Below are 19,014 nucleotides of genomic sequence, written 5' to 3' on the forward strand. Positions count from 1 at the left end.
CGGCCCGAAACTCCCTGGAATGGCCGCAGGGAGTAACGAACTGACCTCTATGGGGGATTCACGCCGGTACGAGCGGTGGGTACAACGAGACCGTGACCCCACACGAGCGTGCCCCGTCCTCCTCGCCCGCGGTGCTCTGGCCGCGCTGCTCCGTCGTGTACGGCTGCACGGGCCGGACCGCCGGGCCGTACGACGCCTGCCCGGCCCATCTGCGGCCCGAGGAGCTCGAACGGTTCCTCGGCGGGCTGCGGCCGGGGGCCGAGCTGGACCTGCGCGGCGCCACCGTGCCCCCCGGGCTGCTGGCGGCGCTACTGGACGCGGTCACCGGCCCTGACAAGCGCCCCCATCTGGGACGCGCCCGCTTCGACGGCGCCGTCGTGCACGCCGACGCCCCGCTGCGCGCCGCGTGCTTCGAGGGCGACAGCTCGTTCGACGGGGCGTGCTTCATCGGCGGCGCCTCGTTCTTCGACGTGCGCTTCTTCGGCAACGTGTCCTTCCGGGGCGCGCGGTTCGCGGGCAACGCGACGTTCCACGGCGCCCGCTTCCACCAGCACGCCTCGTTCGAGGAGACCGTCTTCGCGGGGGACGCGCTGTTCGGCGAGGCCGCCTGGCACGCCGACGCCTCGTTCGCGCACGCGGTCTTCATGGGCGCGGCCTGCTTCGACAGGGCCCGGTTCGGACGGGACGCGGGGATGCAGGCCGTCTGCTTCGGCGGAGCGGTGTCGTTCCGCCGGGTCCAGGTCACCAGGCACCTGCGGTTCGAACGCACCCGGTTCCGCCACGACCTGTGGCTCGGCCCGCTCGTCGCCCGGCGCATCGACCTGGCGCACGTCCACGCGCACGGCGGCCTCCGCGTCGACGCCGCCGCACTGGAGGTCACCGCGCAGGCCATGACGGTACGGGCCGCTGCGGAGTTCAAGTTGCGCCACACCGAACTCGACCTGGAGAACTCGTCGTTCAAGGGCGCCGTACGAGTCCGTCCGCACACGCACCCCTTCCAGGGGCTCCCCGAACCGGCATCCTGGGACGGCGACGACACCGTACGGGTCAACTCCCTGCGCGGGGTGACGGCGGAACGACTCGACCTCGCAGACGTCGACCTGAGCCGATGCCAATTCATCGGGTTGCAGCGCCCCGACCATCTCCGCATCGTCGAGGGCTGCTCGTTCGCCACCACCCCGCGCACGCGCCGGTGGCTCCCGTGGCGGGCCCCTAAGAGCCGCGCCGTACTGGCGGAGGACCCCGGCACCCGCGTCCCGCTGCACGGCCCTCTGGAAGACCCCGTGGGCGCCGCGCGACTGGAGACCCTCTACCGGCAGCTCGCCCAGGCGACCGCCGATTCCGACGGCGGACTGGCACGCGACTTCCGCTACTGCGCCCTGGAGATGCACCGGCGCGCGGAGCCCGTCCAGTGGCGCCGCTGGGGCCTGCACCTGCTCTGGATCACCTGCGGGTACGGGCTCCGGACGGGACGGCTGTTCGTCTGGCTCGCGGTCGTCGCGGTCCTCGTCTGCGGCACGGTCACCATCGCGCGGAGCGGGCGGAATCCGGTCGCCGCCCACCCCGGGACTCATATGCACACCCATGATCTCGTCCGCGCACATGTCCGCGGCCATGTCCGGGCCCACGCACCCGCACAGGACGGCACCACGCCTTAGAGCCGCTCCGGCGCCACGCCTTAGAGCCGCTCCGGCGCCACGCCTTAGGACGCCCCCGAACCGGCCGGCGAAAAGGCGAGGGTCATTTTGTCAGACCCGCGGGTAATGATCCTTGTTATGAGCAGAGACATCCATCGAGGGTTGCAGTGCCCACACTGCCGCACCCATCTCGCGCTCGTCCCCCTCCCCTCCGCCGCTGCCAATAACGCCGCCGCCACAAACCCACCCGAAGCCCCCACCACGGCCCCCCGCCCAATCCCCGGAACAGACCCGATGCCCCCCGCAAAGGCGACCCCTACTCCGGCCCCCGCCCAATCCCCCGGCCCTGCCCCGACTCCGGCTCCCGCCACGGGCCGCGCCGCGAACCCCGTCGCCACTCCCGCACCGACCATGATCCTCCGCGAGGAATGGACTCCTCCCCCCGTCGCCGAAGTGCTCGCCGTTTACGCGGGCCGTTCCAAGGACACCGCGACCGCCATGCGCGGCGCCGCGCGCGTCCGCGACAGCCTCGACCGTGCCCGCCTTGCCGCGAACCAACGACGTACGGCACAAAACGCCGCCAAGCGCTCCACCCAGCGGAGCGCCTGACTCCATCCATCCGGCCCGCACAAAGGCGGGACGGTCCCCGATCATGCGCGGGGACCGTCCCTTTCCCTCCGCGGCCCCTATTCCGGCCGCCGGCCGCTCATCCGGGCATCGAGTCGGTCCAGTCGTTGGCGATGGTCGCCGCCGAACCCAACAGCGCCCCCGCGGGCAGGTGCGCGTAGACCCCGGCCGGCTTGACCACGATCGTCTCGTGGGCCAGCGCGTTCCCGGTCGCCGGATCGATGATCAGTCGCTGCTCCAGCACCCCGTTGGGCGTGCGCTCGGTGGTGGCGATGGCCGTCCCGGACCGGCCCTGCGCGTCGCGCACCTTGCCGATCGCCCGCACCGAGCCGAGCCCGGCCAGCATCCTGAAGGCCCCTGCCCGCACCCCAGGCGTGACCGGCAGGGATCCGTTGACCAGGCTCCCCGCGACCACGACCAGCCAGGCGTCGGACTTCATCGGCACGCTCGACGACTCGGTGTCGTGCCCGCTGTACCAGCGCAGCAGCTCGGCCTTGAGCCGCGCCGGATCGGTGGGAAGCGCGCGCAACTGCTTCATGCTGACGTTGCGTCCGAGCCAGTACAGCTTGCCGTCGGCGGGCACCGTCGCATTTCTGAGCGACGGCGATCCCTGCGCGACCTTGAACTCCGCCGTTTTCACCGCCTTCAGCTTGGGAGAAACGGGGACGCGCACTTTGAAGGTGCCGGGTGATCCGGCGCGCTTCCACGCGGCCACGTCAGCGGGGCGGGCCGGCTTCGCGCCGAGGTCCTGCTGCCTGACCCGCTGCTTCCCCCCGGGCTTGCCCGGCACCCATTCCTCCTCGCTGCTCAACGCGATGACCGTGTACGGGCCGGAGGGTGCGTCCACCAGGAACGATTGGCGGATGACGGTCTTGTGGTGCCAGAAGGCGCGGGCCTGTTCCGGCTGCCCTTCCGCCTTGTCCGCGGCTGCGAGCAGCACGGTGTTCGCGTTCAGCGTCACGCCGGCCTGGTCGCCGCCCGCCGCCGTCCCGGAGCCGGGGTGCGCGCCTTCCGACCCGCCGCCCGGCGCGACGACGACCGCCGCCGCCACCGCAGCCGCGGTCGCCGCGCCCGCCAAGCTCAGCCCCCATACGGGCCGGAACCGCCGCCGCTCTTGCACGGCGCCCCGGCCACGCTCCCGCTCCGGACCGGAGCCGGCGGCCATCGCCCGCGCCAGTTCGGCCTCACGGATCGCCCCGTCCACCTGCGCGTCGGGGTGCAGTTCCGCCGGACGAGCCTCCGCCAGGATGCGCAGCACGTCACCACTCATGACATCTCCTTACTCGTGATCCCCACCTGGGGGCGGACGGGAGGCGGCGCCACCGCACCGACCGCCACGGGGCCGACCGCGTTCGTCGGGTCCCCCTCCGCGGCCCGCACGAGCCGGCGCCGCGCCCGGTGCAGCCGCACCCGCAGCGCGGCGGGCGAGCATCCGACGACGCGGGCGGCCTGGCGCGGCGTCAGCCCCTGCCAGGCGACGAGGATCAGGATCTCCCTGTCGCCCTCAGGCAGCGCCGCCATGGCGCGCAGCACCGCGAGCCGCTCGGCCACCTCTTCGGCGACGTCGCCCGGGGGCGGCGGCGCCCAGCGGGCCAGCTCCGCCGTGAAGGCCGCCCGTCTCGTCTCGGCCTTGTGGTCGTCGCGCAGCACATTGCGGGCCACGCCGAGCAGCCACGGCAGCGCCGGGTCCGGCACATCGCGCCGCCTCCGCCACGCGACCGCGAAGGTCTCGCTCACCACCTCGTCCGCGACCTGCCGTCCGGCGCGGCTGACGGCATACGCCCACACGCGCTGCCGACAGTCGTCGTAGATCGCGGTGAAGCGCTTCTCATCGGGGGCTTGATCTGCCACCGGCTGCTCCTCCGTCCGTCCCGGTCCATCCATCACCAGGAAGTGGCACGAACAGCCCCATCGTTACCGACGGATCTCACGTACCGGACGGCCGGCCGGCGGCCGGGGGCGATCAGCTACCGGGAACGGCGCCCGGATCGGGGCCGGGACCGGCGGCGGACCCGTCGCCGGGATCCGGGGCCAGCGTCAGCAGGCGTTGCAGCCCGCAGCGCTCGATGAGCGCGCGGACCTGGCTGGACGCGCCGGCCAGCAGCAGCACGCCGCCGCGGCTCCGGACCCGCTTCGCCGCGTAGACCAGGACGGACAGCCCGTACGAGTCGCAGAACGACACGCCGCTGAGATCGAGGGCGATCCGCGGGCGTCCGGGACCGTCCGGCCGGGGCCGTCCCAGCGTCTCGTCGACCATGGCGCGGACCGTCTCGGCCTGGGCGCAGTCGAGCTCGCCGTTCAGGTACAGGATCCGCCACGGCTCCGGGGCGGCGGAGCCGTCGTGGACGGAATCGATCTTCGGGTACAAGGCTTCCCGCAGCATTCAGAGACACTCCCCCCGCGTCGCCCCCACCCCTTCCCTCGATCACTCTGCGTAACCATCGTCGGACCGGCGTCCACCTCCATCCAATACCCGACTAATTCACCACACTTCCCCAGTGATAGCCATTTTCTCGGGTCAATGACAAATAACTCCCCATCGCCCGGGACCAGGCTTCGCCTTTCCCTGCTTTCGCCACATGGCCGACTCCGATCCCGCTAATATCCCGCGAGTTGGAGACCTCAAATGTCCTCACCCGATGTCCCTATCGGGATGACATGACGCCTCTTGGAGGCATTCATGATTCACCCGGTGCGCATCCGCACCGCCGGCGCGCTGCTTCCGGTGGCCGCCGTGCTGCTGCTCGGCGGATGCGGTTCCTCGTCCCCCGACCAGGCCGCCGCCAAGGGGGCCGAGTCCGGCGGCGCGGGCCCGAGCCCGACGTCCGGCACGTCCCGGGCGCCCGAGGCCACCACGTTCGCCAACATCACCGGGGTGCCCAGGGACGACGCTCCGACCGCCGGCACCGACGGCCTGGTCGTGCACCCGGCCAAGGCCGAGCCGGTGCTCGACCGGCCCGACGGCCGCGCCGTCGCCACGCTCCCCGTCCAGCAGCTGCGCGGCCCGACCTGGGTCCCGGTCGTCGACCGCTCCGGCGACTGGCTGCGCGTCCTGCTGCCCAGCAAGCCCAACCAGGCCAGCGGCTGGATCTCCGGCAAGAGCGCGGGGCTGCGCACCGCGCACTCGCCCTACGTGGTCAAGGTCGAGGTGGGCCGGCGCCGGCTGACCCTGCTCAAGTCCGGGCACCAGGTGGGCCGCTGGTCCGTCGCGGTCGGCGGCGGACGCACCCCGACCCCGGCCGGACGGACGTTCCTGCTGGCCAACCTGGCACCGGAGAAGCGGACTCCCAGTCCGCTGGTCCTCCCGCTCGGCACCCATTCAGCGACCCTCGACTCGTTCGGCGGGGGGCCCGGCACCGTGGCCCTGCACGGCTGGCCCGACTCGTCGGTCTTCGGAAGGGCCGTCACGCACGGCTGCGTGCGGGTGCCCCCGGAGGCGCTGCGGGAATTGTCCCGGGTGCCACTCGGAAGCCTCGTATACATCAAGGGCTGAGCGGCACCACGCCGCTCGAATCCCCCATTCTCATCGGGTACACCGATTTCACCAATGGAGTAAACGCATGCGCTCGACGAATGTCTCCAGGCGCGCGGTCAAGGCGGGTCTCATCGCCACCGCCGCCGGCCTGATCGCCACCGGCCTGGCCGCCGCCGTACCGACCGCCGCGGGCGCCGCGCCGCGCCCGCAGGGATCTGCGTGGGGGCTGGCCGCCAGCGGGCTGCTCGACCTGGCGCCGATGCCGGTCGTCTCGTCCGCCGACAAGGAGACCAGCAAGAACCTGCTGCACCTCGGCGACGCCAAGCTGGTCAAGGCCGACGCGGTCGACGTCAAGGCGGCCCCGACCAACGCTCGGTCGACCGTCGCCGGGCTCGGCGTCGCGCCGGCCAAGCTGACCGCCGACGCCGTCGACGCCAAGTGCGAGAACGGCAAGGGCTCGACCCGCCTGGCGCGCGCCGTCCTCGGCGGCCGGACCCTTCAGGCCGCCCCGCCGCCCAACACCACCATCCCGGTCGACATCGACGGCGTCGGCCGTACCTCGCTGACCCTCAACAAGCAGGAGCGGCTGGCCAACGGCAAGCTCGCCGTCACGGGCATGGAGCTCAAGCTGCCGGTCGCCAAGGGCTCGACCGTCCGGGTCTCCTCCGCCACCTGCGGTCAGGCCGCCCGCCACGCGGAGAAGCCGAACAAGCCGGCCGGGCCGTCCGCGCCGAAGCCCGCCGGCGAGGCGCCCGCGCCGACCCCGGTGCGCAACGACCTGCCGGTCACCGGCTGAGCCGGGCACCACGACGACGGCCCGGCCCCGGGGAGACCTTCTCTCCCCGGGGCCGGGCCGTTCCGTCCTCCCGCCGGCTATCCGGCCAGCGACTTCTCGAAATGCACGACCGCGCCGTCCTCGTGCGCGCGGTCGCTGATGTGCAGGCCCTCGGTGTACTCGCGGATCAGCCGCAGGCCCCTGCCGTTCTCGTCGCTCAGCAGCGCCTCGGCGCCGAGCCAGCCGCCCGGATCGCCGTCGACCCGGCCGCCCTGGCCGCCGTCGATGACCTCCACGACACAGCGCACGCCGTCCATGCGCGCCCGCACCTCGTACTGCCGGCTGGCGACCGCGTGCTGGATGACGTTCGCGCACGCCTCGCCCAGCGCGAGAGCGATATCGGCGCGGATCTCGGAGGTCACACCGAGACCACGGAGGGACGCGTCGAGCGTGTGCCGCACCAGCGGCGCGCTCTCGGCGTTCCTGGGCAACGTCATTTCTATGACGACCTCCATGTGACCGCCCCCGTTCCCTCGTTACGGGCAGACTTCCCGGCGCCGCGCGGCGGAAACACTTCAGGCCGGCAATGTGACGAAGTCCCCATACCCGTGTGCCCGGGAACGCGGACGAAACCGGCAGCGTGCGGGCCATTTCACGATGGTGCCGATGTGCGGGACGGCTTCCCCGGAGAACGCCCGCGGGGAGCGAATGGAATGCGATTCCCCGGTGACGGTCCGTGATTCTTCGGCAGTTCCGGGAGCTGGATGGGCGGTGCCCCGGGTCGCGTCCCGCTCGCGCGGCGGCGCGCCGAGCAGGGTGACCGCTATGACCGGTCCCCTCACGGTTGTACCCGCCGCGCGGCGGACTGACGCGGTCCGGGCGGCGAGGCGGGTCAGCGGTAGATCTTGGCGGCGCGGACGGCGAGAGCGGCGAGGGCGGCGAGGGCGGCGGCGTGATGGCCGGCGCTCGCCGGGGCGCCGCGGTCCGCGCTCAGCGGGACTCCTCGGCGCGGCATTCCAGCTGGTCGTCCACGGCGCGCAGCAGCGCGTAGTCCGGGCAGGTCCCGGCCATGAGAGCGCAGCGCAGGGACGCGAGTTCGATCAGGTCCAGCTCCGCCAGCCGCTTCGCCATCCAGACGTGCTGCACACCGGACGGCGCCGCGGCTTGGGTCGGCAGGTCGTAGGTCATGACGCCTTCGGAGCGGATGCGATGCCGGATGTGCGGTCAGCGCCCGGAGCCGCGGCCCGCGGGCGGCTTCAAGGTCGCGAAGACCGCGATGCGGTGCGCGCTCGACCCCTTCGGGTAGCAGCTGATCAGCGTGGCCACGGCCCGTTTCGGGCGGACGCCGCGCTCGAAGGGCACCGGGGCGAGGACGCTGAAGTCCCCCGGCGCGATGATCCGCGAGGCGTACACCCGATAGACGTAGGACCGCGATCCGGACCGGAAGACCACCCGGTCCCCCTTCCGGAGCCGGTCGATGGCGTCGAAGGGCGCGGGGGCGGAGGTGCGGTGCCCGAGGAACACCGCGTTGCCCGTCCGTCCCGGCAGTGCCGTTCCCGGGTAGTGGCCGACGCCGCGGGTGAGCACGCGTGCCGCCACGCCCTCCCGGACAGTCGACGTCAAGCCCATCCTGGCGATGGTCAGCCGGCCGAGCCCGGCACCGGGCGCCACGGCGGCGGTCTCGGCCCTGGCGGGGACGGCGTCCGCCCCGCCGGGCACGGCCAGCGACCAGGCCGTCGTGGCGGCGACACCGGCCGCCATCGCGCGCAGCGCGGTCGAAGACAACGAGATCGGCTTCATCGGTTCCTCTCGGTGAACGAAACGGGGGGCGGCGCACCAAGGCGGTGCGCCGCCCCCTGGGTCACGTGCTGGGACGTGGGGCCGGCCGGAAGTCGGCCCCTGCGGCCCGGCCCGGCCGCTCATCTCCCCCTGCCGCCGACCGGTCGCGTGCAGGACGGCAGGGTGGATCGGGAACGGTCATCTCGGGCCGGTGCCGCGCCCGTTCAGCGGTTGTTCGGGGTCCCCGGCACGTTCACCGGCACGCCCTTGATCAGCGGCGCCTGCGCGCGCGGGCCGGCCGACTTCTGGCCGTCGGCGCCCGGCAGCCCGGCGGACTTGACCAGGTCCGTCATCGTCCTGGTCGGGTTCGTCGCCTGGCCCTTGTCAGCCGGAGCGTTCTGGCCCGCCGGGGCGCTCTGCTTCGCCGGGGCGTTCTGGGTCTCCGGCAGTTCGACGCCCAGCGAACGGAGCAGGTCCGCCACCGCCTTCGAGCTGTCGGACGCGGGAAGGTCACGGCTCTTGGCGGGCGCGCCGGCGGTGGACTTCCGCAGGGTGGACGGCAGGTGGTGGTGGCGGTGACGGGGCTTGCCCTTCTCGCCGGTCACGTTCTTGACGGTCGCGTTGCCCTCGCACTCGCCCTTCGCGGCGCCGAGCACCGCGACGCCGTTGCCGCACAGGTTGATCGGCACGCTGATCGGCAGGTAGATCTGGTTGCCGCCCAGGATGCTGCCGTCACCGGACGTCTCCCAGCCGCCGGACTGCCTGCCGCCGGAGTGGTGCCCGCGCGGCTTGTGGGCGCCGGGCTTGTGCCCGCCCTTGTGCCCGCCGGAGTGGTGCCCGCCGCCCTTCTTGATGTTGGTGACGGTCGCCGACCCCTTGCACTTGCCCTTGGCGGTTCCGGCGACGGCGACGCCGTTCCCGCAGGCGTTGACCGGCACGGAGATCGGGGCCTCGATCTGGTTGCCGCCGAGGATGGAGCCCCGGCCGGACGTCTTCTTCTTGCCGCCGCCCTTCTTGATGTTGGTGACGGTCGCCGATCCCTTGCCCTTCCCCTCGCCCGCGCCGAGTACCCCGACGCCGTTGCCGGTGGCGTTGACCGGCACGGAGATCGGGGCCTCGATCTGGTTGCCGCCGAGGATGGAGCCGTCGCCGTTGGTGGTGTCGGCGGTGGCGATGCCGGAGCCGAAGCCGGCGCCGATCGCGACAAAGCCCGCCGCCAGCAGCGCGGCACGGCCCGTGTTCTTTGCCCAGGTACGCATCTGTATTTCTCCTGTTTTCTCGGAATTCGGTGTGACTTGGATGATCGAAGGCCGCCCGGCGGTTCGCCCGTGCGTGCGGCCCGCAATGGCGTGGATGCCATTGCTGCGAGAAAGGTCATTGGGGTCCGGAGAGATCCGGAGGAGCCGGAAGGCGCGGCTGAAGCCGGGCGGCCTGGACGGCTCGGACGCCGGGGCGGGCCGACGGAGCGGCGCAGGCCCGGCTGAGGGTGCTAGTCGGGGACGATGACCGGCGACGCGGCCGTGGACCTGTCGCGCAGCGCCGTCCGGTAGAAGGCCCGCACGTCCGAGGCGGGAGCGGCGCGGTCCTCTTCGCCGGAGATCACTCCGACAGCGCAGCCGCCGCAGTGGGCGCCCGACAGGAAGGCCGGGTCGGAGTTCGCAGGCCCGTCGGGCAGGCGCGGTTCGCGCGGCCCGGCGGGCAGCCGCTCGGCCTTGGTCTTGGACGGGGGACGGACCGCGGCGTGCGAGCCCTTCCCGTGTGAGGGCCCGGCGACCGGCCCGGCGGCCCGCCGCGCGGAACCCGCCTGGGCGGACGGCACGGTGGGCCCGTCCGCCTGGACGGTGGCGGAGAGATCCCCGCCGTCCGGGACGGCGGTGGAGGCGGCGCCGGCGTCCGGCGCGGGCAGCAAGTGCGGGGAATGCGGGACGAGCGGGGAGACCGTGTCCGCGGTGCGCTCGGGAAGGCCGCCGAGCAGTTCGACCGCCGGACGCGCCGTCCGCGCCACGGCGGGAACGGTCTCGCCGAGCCGCGGCAGGCGGACCCGGTCGCCGGTGAGCCCGCGCGTGACGGACCTGGTCAGGCGGTCGGCGTCGCCGGAGCGGCGGGCAGCCTCGGCCCCCACGCCCTCGGGCACCCGGCCGAGTCCGGCCGAGGCGGCCTTCGCCGGACGGGCGACGCCGTCGGGAACCACGCCCACGTGCGAGAGAAGGCCCCCGGCCGAGCCGCCGGCGCCCGAGCCCTTGCTACCCGCCCCCGGTGCCTCCGGGGACGGCGCGGACGCGGACGCGGTGGACGCGGACTGGGTCAGGGCCGTGGTGATCAGCCACCCGGCCAGCGCCAGGCCGGCGACGGCGGCGACGCGCAGCAGCGCGGCGGCGAGTTCAGGGCAGAAGCGATCCCGTGGACGACATGTCGTCCCCCGCTGGATCGGCTTGGCCCGCATGGGTGGGAACTCCCTGACGATTCGGAAGATCGGAACATCGGAAGATCGGATTCGCCCGCCGGTGGACCGCCGGACCACCCGCTTGCAGGGACATTAGCATCGGCCGCGCCAATTTGCGGGTCCATCATTCACCCTCCGGCGTGTCACCGAAAAAGCTGGGCCGACGCCGCTGGTTCGACACTCCCTATTGGTGCTGTATTCAAAAGAATGGTCCGGTTCCGGGCATTGTCCGGGGACAGTGCATTCGCCCCCGGCGCTCGCCTCGACGCGGCGCCGGACCTCACCTCGACGCGGCGCCGGACCTCTCCTGGCCGGACCGCTCCACGGCGGCCGGGAGCGGCGGCGGGCCCGACCTCCGGTTCCGCGCGATGTGCCGCGCGATGTGCCGGGCGACGCGGCGGCCCGCGAAGCCCGAGCCGTGCACGAACCGCATGACCGGGCCGAACGTCGCCGCCGCGGTGAACCCGGCGAAGTACAGGCCGGGCAGCGAGCTCTGGAAGGCGGTGTCGAGCGCGGGCGAGGCGTGCCGGCGGCGCAGGCCGTGGCGGATCTCCGGCGACAGGATGGCGATCCGGTCCAGGTCGCAGACGAAGCCGGTGGCCGCGATGACATGGTCGGCCTCGAACCGGTGCGTGCTGCCCACCTGGTCGAGCGTGCTGACCACGGCCCGGCCGTCCTGCGCGGACGCGGCGGCGAGGCGGCGGCCGAGGGTGAGGCCGACGCGGTCGTCCAGCCGGTCCCGGAGCCACCAGGAGCCCGCGGGCGGGAGCGTGCCGGCGACGACGCGCTGCCGCGCGCCGTCCGGCAGGAGCCGCGCCGCCCAGGGCCGTTCGGCCCAGACCCAGGTGCGCCAGCCGCGGCCGAGGCCGGACCGGGGGCCGCGCATGAGCAGACCGGTGCGGGACAGGTCGGGCTGGGGCACCGCGTTCCAGGCCAGCTCGCCGGTCCGGGCGAGCAGGTGGGGGCGGGCGCCCGCGTCGGCCAGCAGCACCGCGGTCTCCAGCGCCGACTGGCCCGCGCCGACGACGGCGACGGTCTGGCCGGCGAACCGGTCGAGGTCCCGGTGCGCGACGCTGTGGCTGGCCAGCTCGGCGGGCAGCCCGGCCAGCTCGTCCGGGACGTGCGCGAACCCGCCCACGCCGACGGCGATCACGACGGCGCGCGCGGCGACGGTCTCGCCGGTGGACAGGGTGACGGTGTACCCGGCCCCGCCCGCGTGCTCGACGTCGACCACCTCGGCCGCCTCGGTGTGCGGGACGCGCCGTTCGGCGAACCAGCGGCCGTACGCGACGAACATCCCGTTCGGGATCGGCCGCCCGGAGCGCCAGCCGGGGGCGTAGTCGGTGAACGCCGCGCCGGGCGCCGGGGAGCCGACGTTCGAGGCGAACGGCTCGGACTTCAGGAACATCCCGGCGGGCATGTTGGCGTCCCAGAACCGCATCGGCGTGCCGATGACACGGGTCGGGACGTCCAGTTCCCGCAGGTGGGCCGCCACGGACAGCCCGTACGGCCCCGCGCCGACGATGAGCACGTCGATCATCGAGTCAGTCATGATCCCCTCGCCTGTCTCCGAAAGCGTCGCCCGGTCGCGAGTCGCGCGTCCCGATGTGGTGTGTCCCGATGTGGTGCGTCCCGGTGTGGCCGCATCGGCCCGCGCCGGAGTGTCCCGGCCACCCGCAGGAGGAGTTGCCGGCCGATCGCCAGGCACGGCGCGAGATCGTCCGCGGCGTACCAGGTGAGCTCCGCCGCCCTGGGAGACCATCGGCGCCGCCGTCCGGCACGCTGGGCCGGGCCGTCGGGCGGCGGGCCGGCCGGCCCGCCCGCCGGGCGCGGCTCCGGGCGGGTGGTCGGACGGGGGGCCCTGCGAAGGGCCGGGCGGCGCAGGGCGCGCTGGACGTAGTGGTTCTCGACCAGGAGCGAGCGCCCGTATCCGGGCTGGATCGGCGGCACCGGACGGCCGCTCTGCTCCAGGTGCGCCACGCGGACGAGGTCGAGGCCCTGCCCGTCGGTGAACAGCCGGAACTGCGCGCCGAGCCGCGGGTTGAAGTCGAGAAGGTGGAAGGTCCCGGTGTCGGCGTCGAACCCGAAGTCGAGGTCGACCACGCCCCGGACGCCCAGCATCCGCACGACCTTGCGGGCGAGCTGCTCCAGCTCCGGGGTGAACGTCCACTCGCCGAGGACGGTGTGCCCGGCCTGCGCCGGATAGGACAGGTACTTGCGGCCCGTCCCGCCGTACAGGCAGGTCAGCTCCTGGTCGAAGTAGCCCTGGAAGAACCAGTCGCAGCGCTCGGACTCGATCCGGCGCTGGAGGATCAGCGGCCCGGCCGCGCCGCCGGACTCGGCGAAGAGGCGGTGGACCTCCGCCGCGTCGCCGATCACCATGGTGCTGCGCCGGCCGGGCGGCAGCCGCCAGGGCCGGGCCCACTTGGCGATCAGCGGCAGCCCGAGCCCGGACACCGCCGCGTCGACCTCGGCCGCCGAGCCGGGGATGCGGCTCTCGGGGCAGGCGATGCCCTGGCGGCGGCACTCGGCGAGCAGCATCGACTTGTCGGCGGCCCGCCGGGGCAGCGCGGGCTCCTGCCACGGGAAGACGAACCAGTCGGCCAGCGTGTCGGCGCTCTCGGCGACGAAGATCGCGCCCGCGTCGTCCATCGGGACGAGCAGCGCGGGGCGCCCGATCCGCGCGGCGACGCCGCGCAGGTGCTCCTGGAGTTCGGCCCGCTCGTGCGGCGGCGGGCCCCACGGGTGCCGGTGCAGCAGGTACCGGGAGGACGCGGCAGGAGTGGTGCGCCCCTCCAGCATCGCGTGGACGGGCACGCCGGCCCGCCCGAGCGACCTGATCGCCGCGAGCGTCCCGTGGTGGAGCGGGTTGTGGTCGGTGCGCAGGAGCAGGACGGGCAGGTGCGGGTCCAGCTCCGGCGTCAGCGTCCCGGGTGCGGCGCGCTCGTCGCGCGTGTCATGCGGCATGACGACCCACCGCCGATATTGCCGGACTCACGGACATGGGAGGCTCCTATAGAAAAGGCAAAGAAAGCGTCCACTGAGCGTACGATTATCTCGTTCTCGCACGTCAGAGGGCACACGATACGCATGAGAGCCGGCGATATCCATCGCCGCGAACGGTCGTCACCGCTGAATTCGACGAGCCTTTAATGGGATCGCCGCGCAATTCCGACAAGCGTCACCAGTGATCGTCCGCGCGGCGGTGGGCGGACTCCGCCAGGGAGCGCCGGCCGGCGCGGCGGCCGGTCCTCGGGACGGCGGGACCGGAGGTGAGGCCGGACGTGAGCCCGGCCAGCAGCCCGAAGGTGTCGCCGGCGTCGAAGCACGCCGCCTCGGCCGCCCCGGCCCGTCCCTCGGCCTCGGCGAGTTCGGGGAAGAGCAGCCGGTCGGAGATCGCGCCGGCCAGCGCGGCCGGGTCCTCCACCGGGACCAGCGCCCCGGTGTCGGGGCCCACCACCTCGCCGAGGCCCGGGATCGCGGACGCGACCAGCGAACGGCCGGTGGCCAGCGCCTCCAGCGCCGTCAGCGGCAGCCCCTCCCAGCGCGAGGGCAGCACGACCACGTTGGACGCCGCCAGCCAGCGGCGCGGGTTCGCGACCTCCGGGACGAACCGGACGCCGGGCCCCGACCGCTCGCGCAGCCGCGCGGCGTCCTCGCCGTCGCCGACGATGACCAGGAGCGCGTCCGGGCAGCGCCTGCGGACCCGCGGCCAGGCCGCCACGAGCACGTCCTGGCCCTTCTGCCGCGTCACCCGGCCGACGCAGACCGCGACCGGCGCGTCCGCGGGCACGTTCAGCGCGTCGCGGGCGGCGCGCCGCGCCGGCTCGCCCGCGGGCGTGAACGCGGTGCGGTCCACCCCGTTGCGGACGACCCGGAACCGCGCGGGCACCCCGGCGCTCCGGCCCAGCTCCAGTTCGCCGGCGCCGACGCAGATCAGCAGGTCGGCGCGGGCGGCGGCGGCCCGTTCCCACAACACGCTCATGGACGCCTGCCAGCCGGTCGCGGCCAGCCAGGACCACCCGTGCGGCTGGAAGATCACCCGGGTGCGGCGGGGCGGCCCGAGGAGGCGGCCCGCCAGCCCCGCCTTCGCGGAGTGCAGGTGCACGACCTGCGGGCCGAAACTCCGCACGACGCGGCGCAGCCGGTACGCCTCCGGCAGGACGCTCCGGCCCGGGGAGCGGTCCGCCTCCCAGGCGAAGTGGCGCACGCCGAGGCCGTCCAGCCGCCCGGCCAGGCCGCCGCCCGGCGGGCACGCGACCGCCACGTCCCAGCCCCGGTCGCGCTGGTCGGCGGCGGCCTGCTCGACGTAGCGGGCGACGCCGCCGAGGGTGGGCTGGCACACGTGCAGCACCTTGAGGCCGGTCATCGCTCCTCCAGGTCCAGCCGGACGCGGCGGGCGGCGGCCAGGCGGGCGCGGTTCCGCGCGACGCCCGCGTACAGCCCGGCCGCCGCGGACCGGCCGAGGATGAGCCGGTCGCTGGTCACCGGGATCGGGCGCCACTTCATCTTGTACGCCTCGTCCCCGCGGAGCAGGCTGACCTCGGGCAGGCCCCGGCGGCTGCTGGTGTCGAGGATGTCGCGCAGGAGCAGCAGCGACACGTCCACGCTCTCGCGCAGCGCGGGCGTGGAGCCGTAGAGGTAGGCGCCGACGAACCCGTGGCCGATGAGCACCAGGTCGCTGGCGACCAGCCGGTCCCCCAGCCGGTACTCGACGATCTCCGCCTGGCCGTCCTCGATCATCGCGGTGACCGCGCCGGTCAGGTGCCGGCGGAACCGGCGCCGGATGTGCTCGGGGTTGATCGGCCGGCCCCGCCACTGCTCGGCGTGCAGGTCCAGCAGGGCGGTGATCGCCCGCGCGGCGCGCTCGGGCGGGACGGGCGCGATGGCGAGCTCGCGGGCGTCGATCCTGCGGAGCTTGGCGCGCACCTTGCCGGCGCTGCGCCCCGGGAGCCGTCCGAGGAAGCCGTCGAGGTCCCCGGCGGGCAGGTCGAGGCAGGTCGAGGCGGGCAGCCGCCACCTCTGCCGCGGCCACTGCGCGAGCAGCGCGTGCGCGGCGGAGCCCGGCCTGACCTCGGGGAAGTCCAGGGCGGTCCAGCCGCGTTCGGCGAGCAGCGCCCGGACGAGCTGAGGGAGCGCTCCCTCGGCCATCGGCCCGGCGTCCAGGCCGGTGACCGCGCCCGGGTCGGCGCCGGTGGTGTCGCCGCCGTCCGCGTCGTCCGCATCGCCTGTGCCGTCCCTGCCGTCCGTGGTGTCGCCGCCGTCCGCGGTGTCGCCGCCGTCCGCGGTGTCCGCGCCGTCCGCGGGCGTGTCGTCCCGCGAGACCGGGTCCAGCAGGATGTCGGTGAAGTCGCTCTGCGGCGCCGCGAGCGGCATCAGGACGCGACGGCCCCAGTGTCGCGTCAGCATCAGCGGCGCCGCCGCGACCAGCCGTCCCCGGTCGCGGACCAGGAACAGCCGGAGCCGTCCGGGCGTCCCGTAAGCCGCCCACCACGAGCTCACCCAGGCGTGCGTCTGGAACGGGGTGGCGACGGGGCTGCGCGCGTAGAGGTCCTGCCACTCGTCCTCAAGGTCGATCAGCGCCTGCTCGTCGCGCCGGACGTCGACCGTCCAGCCGGGGGCGAGCCCGGTGCGACGGGTCGTTCCGGCGCGCAGGGTCACTTGCCCACCACCAAGGGCGCGGACTGGCCCAGCTTCCCGCCACCGGTACCCGGGTCCGCACCCGCATCCGGGCCCGCGCCCGGCACGGCGCCCACGCCCGCCGCCCCGGCCACGAAGACCGTGCCGCAGGCCGGGCAGCCGCGGCTCCACAGGCCGGGGCCCGAGGACGTCGGGGCGCCCCTGCGCCTCCCGGTGCGGGCCGCCGCGACGAGCACGGCCAGCAGCACCCCGCAGGCGGTCCCGACCGCGGTGTTCAGCGGGAGGTCGGGCGAGCTCGCCACCCGCGGCGGGTCGGCCTGGTTCATCAGCATCACGCGGACCCCGGTCTCGGACCGGTGCGCGCGGCCGTACTGCACCAGCGCCCCGGCCGCCGCGTTGGCGAACCCCGCCGCGTCCGCCGCGTCGGCCGCGGACCCGGTCAGCCTGATCAGCGGGGTGTCCGGGGACGTGGCGACCTGGATGTGCGGCTGCGCGTGGGCCGCCACCGACACCGGCAGCGAGGACGCCAGGGCGAGCGTCTCGGGCAGCAGGGCGAGCCGTCCGTACGCCTGGGCGTAGTTCCCCGCCCGGGTCCCGTCGTCACCGTCGGCCATCACGATCACGTGCGCGACCGCCGTGTAGCCAGGGGTCTGGACGAGGTACGCCCCGGCCCCCGCCGCCGTCCCCGCCAGCACGATCGACGCGGGCGGCAAGGACCGCCTGGCGAGCTTCCTCAATGAATGCCAATTCTGGGGCATCTGGTTCCCTTTCGTCCCGCTGCCGGGGTCGCCCGGACGGCACCGTGCCCCGCCGGTACAGATCGGCCAGGCGAGCCGCGCCGGTCGCGATGGAGTAGTGCCCGACCACGGGCGGCGGCTCCGCCCGCTCGGAGGGAGACCGCAGGGCCCGGTCGCGGAGCGCGACCTCCCAGACCGGGAGTTGCGCGGGGAGCCGGCACGCGCCGGGGGCCATCTCGGCGGGGACGTCGTCCAGCGCCGGGCAGGTCGAGTACAGCACCGGGAGCCCGGAGGCCAGCGCCTCCAGCACGCCCAGGCCGAACGTCTCCTGCGTGGACGGCGCCGCGAACACGTCCATGGCGGACAGCGCGTCCGCCACGTCGCCCGTCCCGCCCATGAAGACGACCCGCGCGGCGGCGCCCGTGCTGCGGGCGAGGGCCTCCAGCCGCTCCCGCTCCGGGCCCGCCCCGGCGATCAGCAGCCGTCCGGCCGGGAGCCGCGCGAACGCCTCGATCAGCAGGTCGAACCGCTTGGACGGGACCAGTCGCCCGACGGCGCCGGCCACGTGCTCGTCCGGCCCGATGCCGAGCCGCGCGCGGACGCGCGCCCGGCCCGCGGCGTCGAAGGCGAACGCCGCCGCGTCGATGCCGTTGGGGACGACCACGACGCGCGAGCGGGGCACGCCCCAGTCCTCGAGCCTGCGCGCCACGGTCGGCGAGACGGCGACGGTCGCGGTCCCGAGCCGTTCGGTGGCGCGGTACAGCGCCCGCACGCCCGCCGTCGTCGGGCGCCCCTCGATCTGCCCGTCGCCGAGGGAGTGCTCCGTGGCGATGATCCTCGGCACCCCGGCGAGGCGGGCCGCGATCCGCCCGTACACGCAGGACCGGTAGAGGTGGGTGTGGACGACGTCGTACCGGCCCCGGCGGATCAGCCGGACCAGCCTCGGCAGCGCCGACAGGTCGCGGTTGCCGCGCATGCCGACCTCGTGCACCGGGACGCCCGCGGCGCGGACGGCGCCCGCGAGCTCCCCCGCGGGCGTCAGCGTCGCGACCTCGCACGGCACCGGGAGGTGCCGCAGCAGCGCCAGAAGCTGCCGCTCGGCGCCGCCATGGTCGAGGCCGGTGATGATGTGCAGCACCCGGGGCCCGCCCGGCGCGGTTCCGCCCGTCATACCCGGCTTCTCCATTGCAGCTCGTGCCGGACGACCTTCGCCCGCAGGCGGAGCCGGTGGTCGCGCTCGCCGATGTAGGTGCGGGCGAGGGCGTGCCGGGACGCCTCGGGGGGACGGATGGCGCACGCGTAGTCGTATCCGGCGGCCCGCACCGCCTCCACCTCGCGGGCGCCCGCGTCGCCGTACGGGTAGGCGAACCCCGTCACCGGACGGCCGAGGATCGCCTCCAGGTCGGCGCGGCTGCGGCGCAGCTCGTCGTGCAGGACGTCGTCGCCGACGCCCGGCAGCGACACGTGCGCGTGGCCGTGCGAGGCGACCTCCATGCCCGCGTCCGCGACGGCGCGGAGCTGGTCCGCCGTCATCAGCGGCTTGCGCGGGCCCTCGTCCCAGACGTTGGCCGACCCGGCGTGCCCGCTGACCATGAAGACGGTGGCGCCGAAGCCGTGCCGGACCAGCAGCGGGACGGCCCTGGTCACGAAGTCGGCGTAGCCGTCGTCGAAGGTCAGGCCGACCAGCCCGCGGCTGTGGCCGGCGGCGTGCGCCTCCAGGAGCTCCCGCATGCTCACCCCGCGCAGCCCCACCGACCTGAGCCACTCCAGTTGCCGGGCGAAGCGGGCCGGGGACACCGTCACCAGGTGCGGGTCCTCCTCGTACCGGTCCACCGAGTGGTACATCAGGACCAGCGGCATCGGCACCACCGGCTCGATCACGGACACGGGCGTCACGGGTG

20 protein-coding genes are annotated in these 19,014 nt (G+C 74.4%); 4 read left to right on the forward strand and 16 right to left on the reverse strand.

Annotated elements, in window-relative coordinates; translation table 11 throughout:
* Positions 1 to 92 precede the first annotated feature (92 nt).
* Together QP090_RS13575 and QP090_RS13580 are read left to right on the forward strand one after the other, a co-directional pair.
* A complete protein-coding gene (locus QP090_RS13575; RefSeq protein ID WP_285939149.1) occupies positions 93 to 1,658 on the forward strand; it encodes a pentapeptide repeat-containing protein in 1,566 nt (521 codons plus the stop codon).
* 390 nt (positions 1,659 to 2,048) lie between these two features.
* Positions 2,049 to 2,246 (forward strand): hypothetical protein, encoded by a 198-nt coding sequence (locus tag QP090_RS13580; protein ID WP_285939150.1) that lies wholly within the window; start codon positions 2,049 to 2,051, stop codon positions 2,244 to 2,246.
* Between the two features lie 97 nt (positions 2,247 to 2,343).
* On the opposite strand, the gene QP090_RS13585 is transcribed toward QP090_RS13580, so the two are convergent.
* The 3 genes from QP090_RS13585 to QP090_RS13595 all read right to left on the reverse strand — a co-directional run bounded on the left by QP090_RS13585 (position 2,344) and on the right by QP090_RS13595 (position 4,647).
* Positions 2,344 to 3,534, reverse strand: a complete 1,191-nt coding sequence (locus QP090_RS13585; RefSeq protein ID WP_285939151.1) for a CU044_5270 family protein — start codon at positions 3,532 to 3,534, stop codon at positions 2,344 to 2,346.
* Positions 3,531 to 4,115: an RNA polymerase sigma factor gene (locus QP090_RS13590; RefSeq protein WP_285939152.1), complete on the reverse strand. Its 585-nt coding sequence runs from the start codon at positions 4,113 to 4,115 to the stop codon at positions 3,531 to 3,533. Before QP090_RS13590 ends, QP090_RS13585 begins: the two co-directional genes overlap by 4 nt.
* A gap of 112 nt (positions 4,116 to 4,227) precedes the next feature.
* Positions 4,228 to 4,647: an STAS domain-containing protein gene (locus QP090_RS13595; RefSeq protein WP_285939153.1), complete on the reverse strand. Its 420-nt coding sequence runs from the start codon at positions 4,645 to 4,647 to the stop codon at positions 4,228 to 4,230.
* Between the two features lie 309 nt (positions 4,648 to 4,956).
* On the opposite strand from QP090_RS13595, the gene QP090_RS13600 reads away from it, so the two are divergent.
* Positions 4,957 to 5,757, forward strand: a complete 801-nt coding sequence (locus tag QP090_RS13600; RefSeq protein WP_285939155.1) for a L,D-transpeptidase — start codon at positions 4,957 to 4,959, stop codon at positions 5,755 to 5,757.
* A 67-nt stretch (positions 5,758 to 5,824) separates the two neighbouring features.
* The gene (locus QP090_RS13605) at positions 5,825 to 6,535 is read left to right on the forward strand and encodes a choice-of-anchor P family protein (protein ID WP_285939156.1); all 711 of its coding nucleotides are present in this window, start codon (positions 5,825 to 5,827) and stop codon (positions 6,533 to 6,535) included.
* 77 nt (positions 6,536 to 6,612) lie between these two features.
* Here the strand turns inward: QP090_RS13605 and QP090_RS13610 are convergent, their stop codons facing one another.
* From QP090_RS13610 to QP090_RS13670, 13 genes are all read right to left on the reverse strand, one after another.
* Positions 6,613 to 7,011 carry an ATP-binding protein gene (locus tag QP090_RS13610; RefSeq protein WP_285939158.1) on the reverse strand — a complete coding sequence of 133 codons (399 nt, stop codon included), beginning with the start codon at positions 7,009 to 7,011 and terminating at the stop codon, positions 6,613 to 6,615.
* A gap of 395 nt (positions 7,012 to 7,406) precedes the next feature.
* Positions 7,407 to 7,529: a hypothetical protein gene (locus QP090_RS13615; protein ID WP_285939159.1), complete on the reverse strand. Its 123-nt coding sequence runs from the start codon at positions 7,527 to 7,529 to the stop codon at positions 7,407 to 7,409.
* On the reverse strand, positions 7,505 to 7,702 hold the full coding sequence (locus tag QP090_RS13620) for a hypothetical protein (RefSeq protein WP_285939160.1): 198 nt from the start codon (positions 7,700 to 7,702) through the stop codon (positions 7,505 to 7,507). Before QP090_RS13620 ends, QP090_RS13615 begins: the two co-directional genes overlap by 25 nt.
* A 36-nt stretch (positions 7,703 to 7,738) precedes the next feature.
* Positions 7,739 to 8,314: a class E sortase gene (locus tag QP090_RS13625; RefSeq protein WP_285939161.1), complete on the reverse strand. Its 576-nt coding sequence runs from the start codon at positions 8,312 to 8,314 to the stop codon at positions 7,739 to 7,741.
* Between the two features lie 203 nt (positions 8,315 to 8,517).
* Positions 8,518 to 9,552 (reverse strand): chaplin family protein, encoded by a 1,035-nt coding sequence (locus tag QP090_RS13630; protein WP_285939163.1) that lies wholly within the window; start codon positions 9,550 to 9,552, stop codon positions 8,518 to 8,520.
* Positions 9,553 to 9,782: 230 nt separating this feature from the next.
* Positions 9,783 to 10,736, reverse strand: coding sequence for a hypothetical protein (locus tag QP090_RS13635; RefSeq protein WP_285939165.1), 954 nt, complete (start codon positions 10,734 to 10,736; stop codon positions 9,783 to 9,785).
* Positions 10,737 to 11,016: 280 nt separating this feature from the next.
* Positions 11,017 to 12,288 (reverse strand): NAD(P)-binding domain-containing protein, encoded by a 1,272-nt coding sequence (locus tag QP090_RS13640; protein ID WP_285939166.1) that lies wholly within the window; start codon positions 12,286 to 12,288, stop codon positions 11,017 to 11,019.
* Positions 12,285 to 13,703 (reverse strand): carboxylate--amine ligase, encoded by a 1,419-nt coding sequence (locus QP090_RS13645; protein WP_285939167.1) that lies wholly within the window; start codon positions 13,701 to 13,703, stop codon positions 12,285 to 12,287. Before QP090_RS13645 ends, QP090_RS13640 begins: the two co-directional genes overlap by 4 nt.
* Before the next feature lie 214 nt (positions 13,704 to 13,917).
* The gene (locus QP090_RS13650) at positions 13,918 to 15,105 is read right to left on the reverse strand and encodes a glycosyltransferase (RefSeq protein WP_285939168.1); all 1,188 of its coding nucleotides are present in this window, start codon (positions 15,103 to 15,105) and stop codon (positions 13,918 to 13,920) included.
* Positions 15,102 to 16,397, reverse strand: coding sequence for a GNAT family N-acetyltransferase (locus tag QP090_RS13655; protein ID WP_285939169.1), 1,296 nt, complete (start codon positions 16,395 to 16,397; stop codon positions 15,102 to 15,104). Before QP090_RS13655 ends, QP090_RS13650 begins: the two co-directional genes overlap by 4 nt.
* Positions 16,394 to 16,990, reverse strand: a complete 597-nt coding sequence (locus QP090_RS13660) for a hypothetical protein (RefSeq protein ID WP_285939170.1) — start codon at positions 16,988 to 16,990, stop codon at positions 16,394 to 16,396. The genes QP090_RS13655 and QP090_RS13660 overlap by 4 nt, the downstream gene beginning before the upstream one ends.
* The gene (locus tag QP090_RS13665; RefSeq protein ID WP_285939172.1) at positions 16,977 to 18,284 is read right to left on the reverse strand and encodes a glycosyltransferase; all 1,308 of its coding nucleotides are present in this window, start codon (positions 18,282 to 18,284) and stop codon (positions 16,977 to 16,979) included. Before QP090_RS13665 ends, QP090_RS13660 begins: the two co-directional genes overlap by 14 nt.
* Positions 18,281 to 19,009 (reverse strand): polysaccharide deacetylase family protein, encoded by a 729-nt coding sequence (locus QP090_RS13670; RefSeq protein WP_285939173.1) that lies wholly within the window; start codon positions 19,007 to 19,009, stop codon positions 18,281 to 18,283. Before QP090_RS13670 ends, QP090_RS13665 begins: the two co-directional genes overlap by 4 nt.
* Positions 19,010 to 19,014: the final 5 nt, after the last annotated feature.

It is taken from the genome of Actinomadura xylanilytica (genome assembly GCF_030283145.1).
GTDB lineage: Bacteria > Actinomycetota > Actinomycetes > Streptosporangiales > Streptosporangiaceae > Spirillospora > Spirillospora xylanilytica.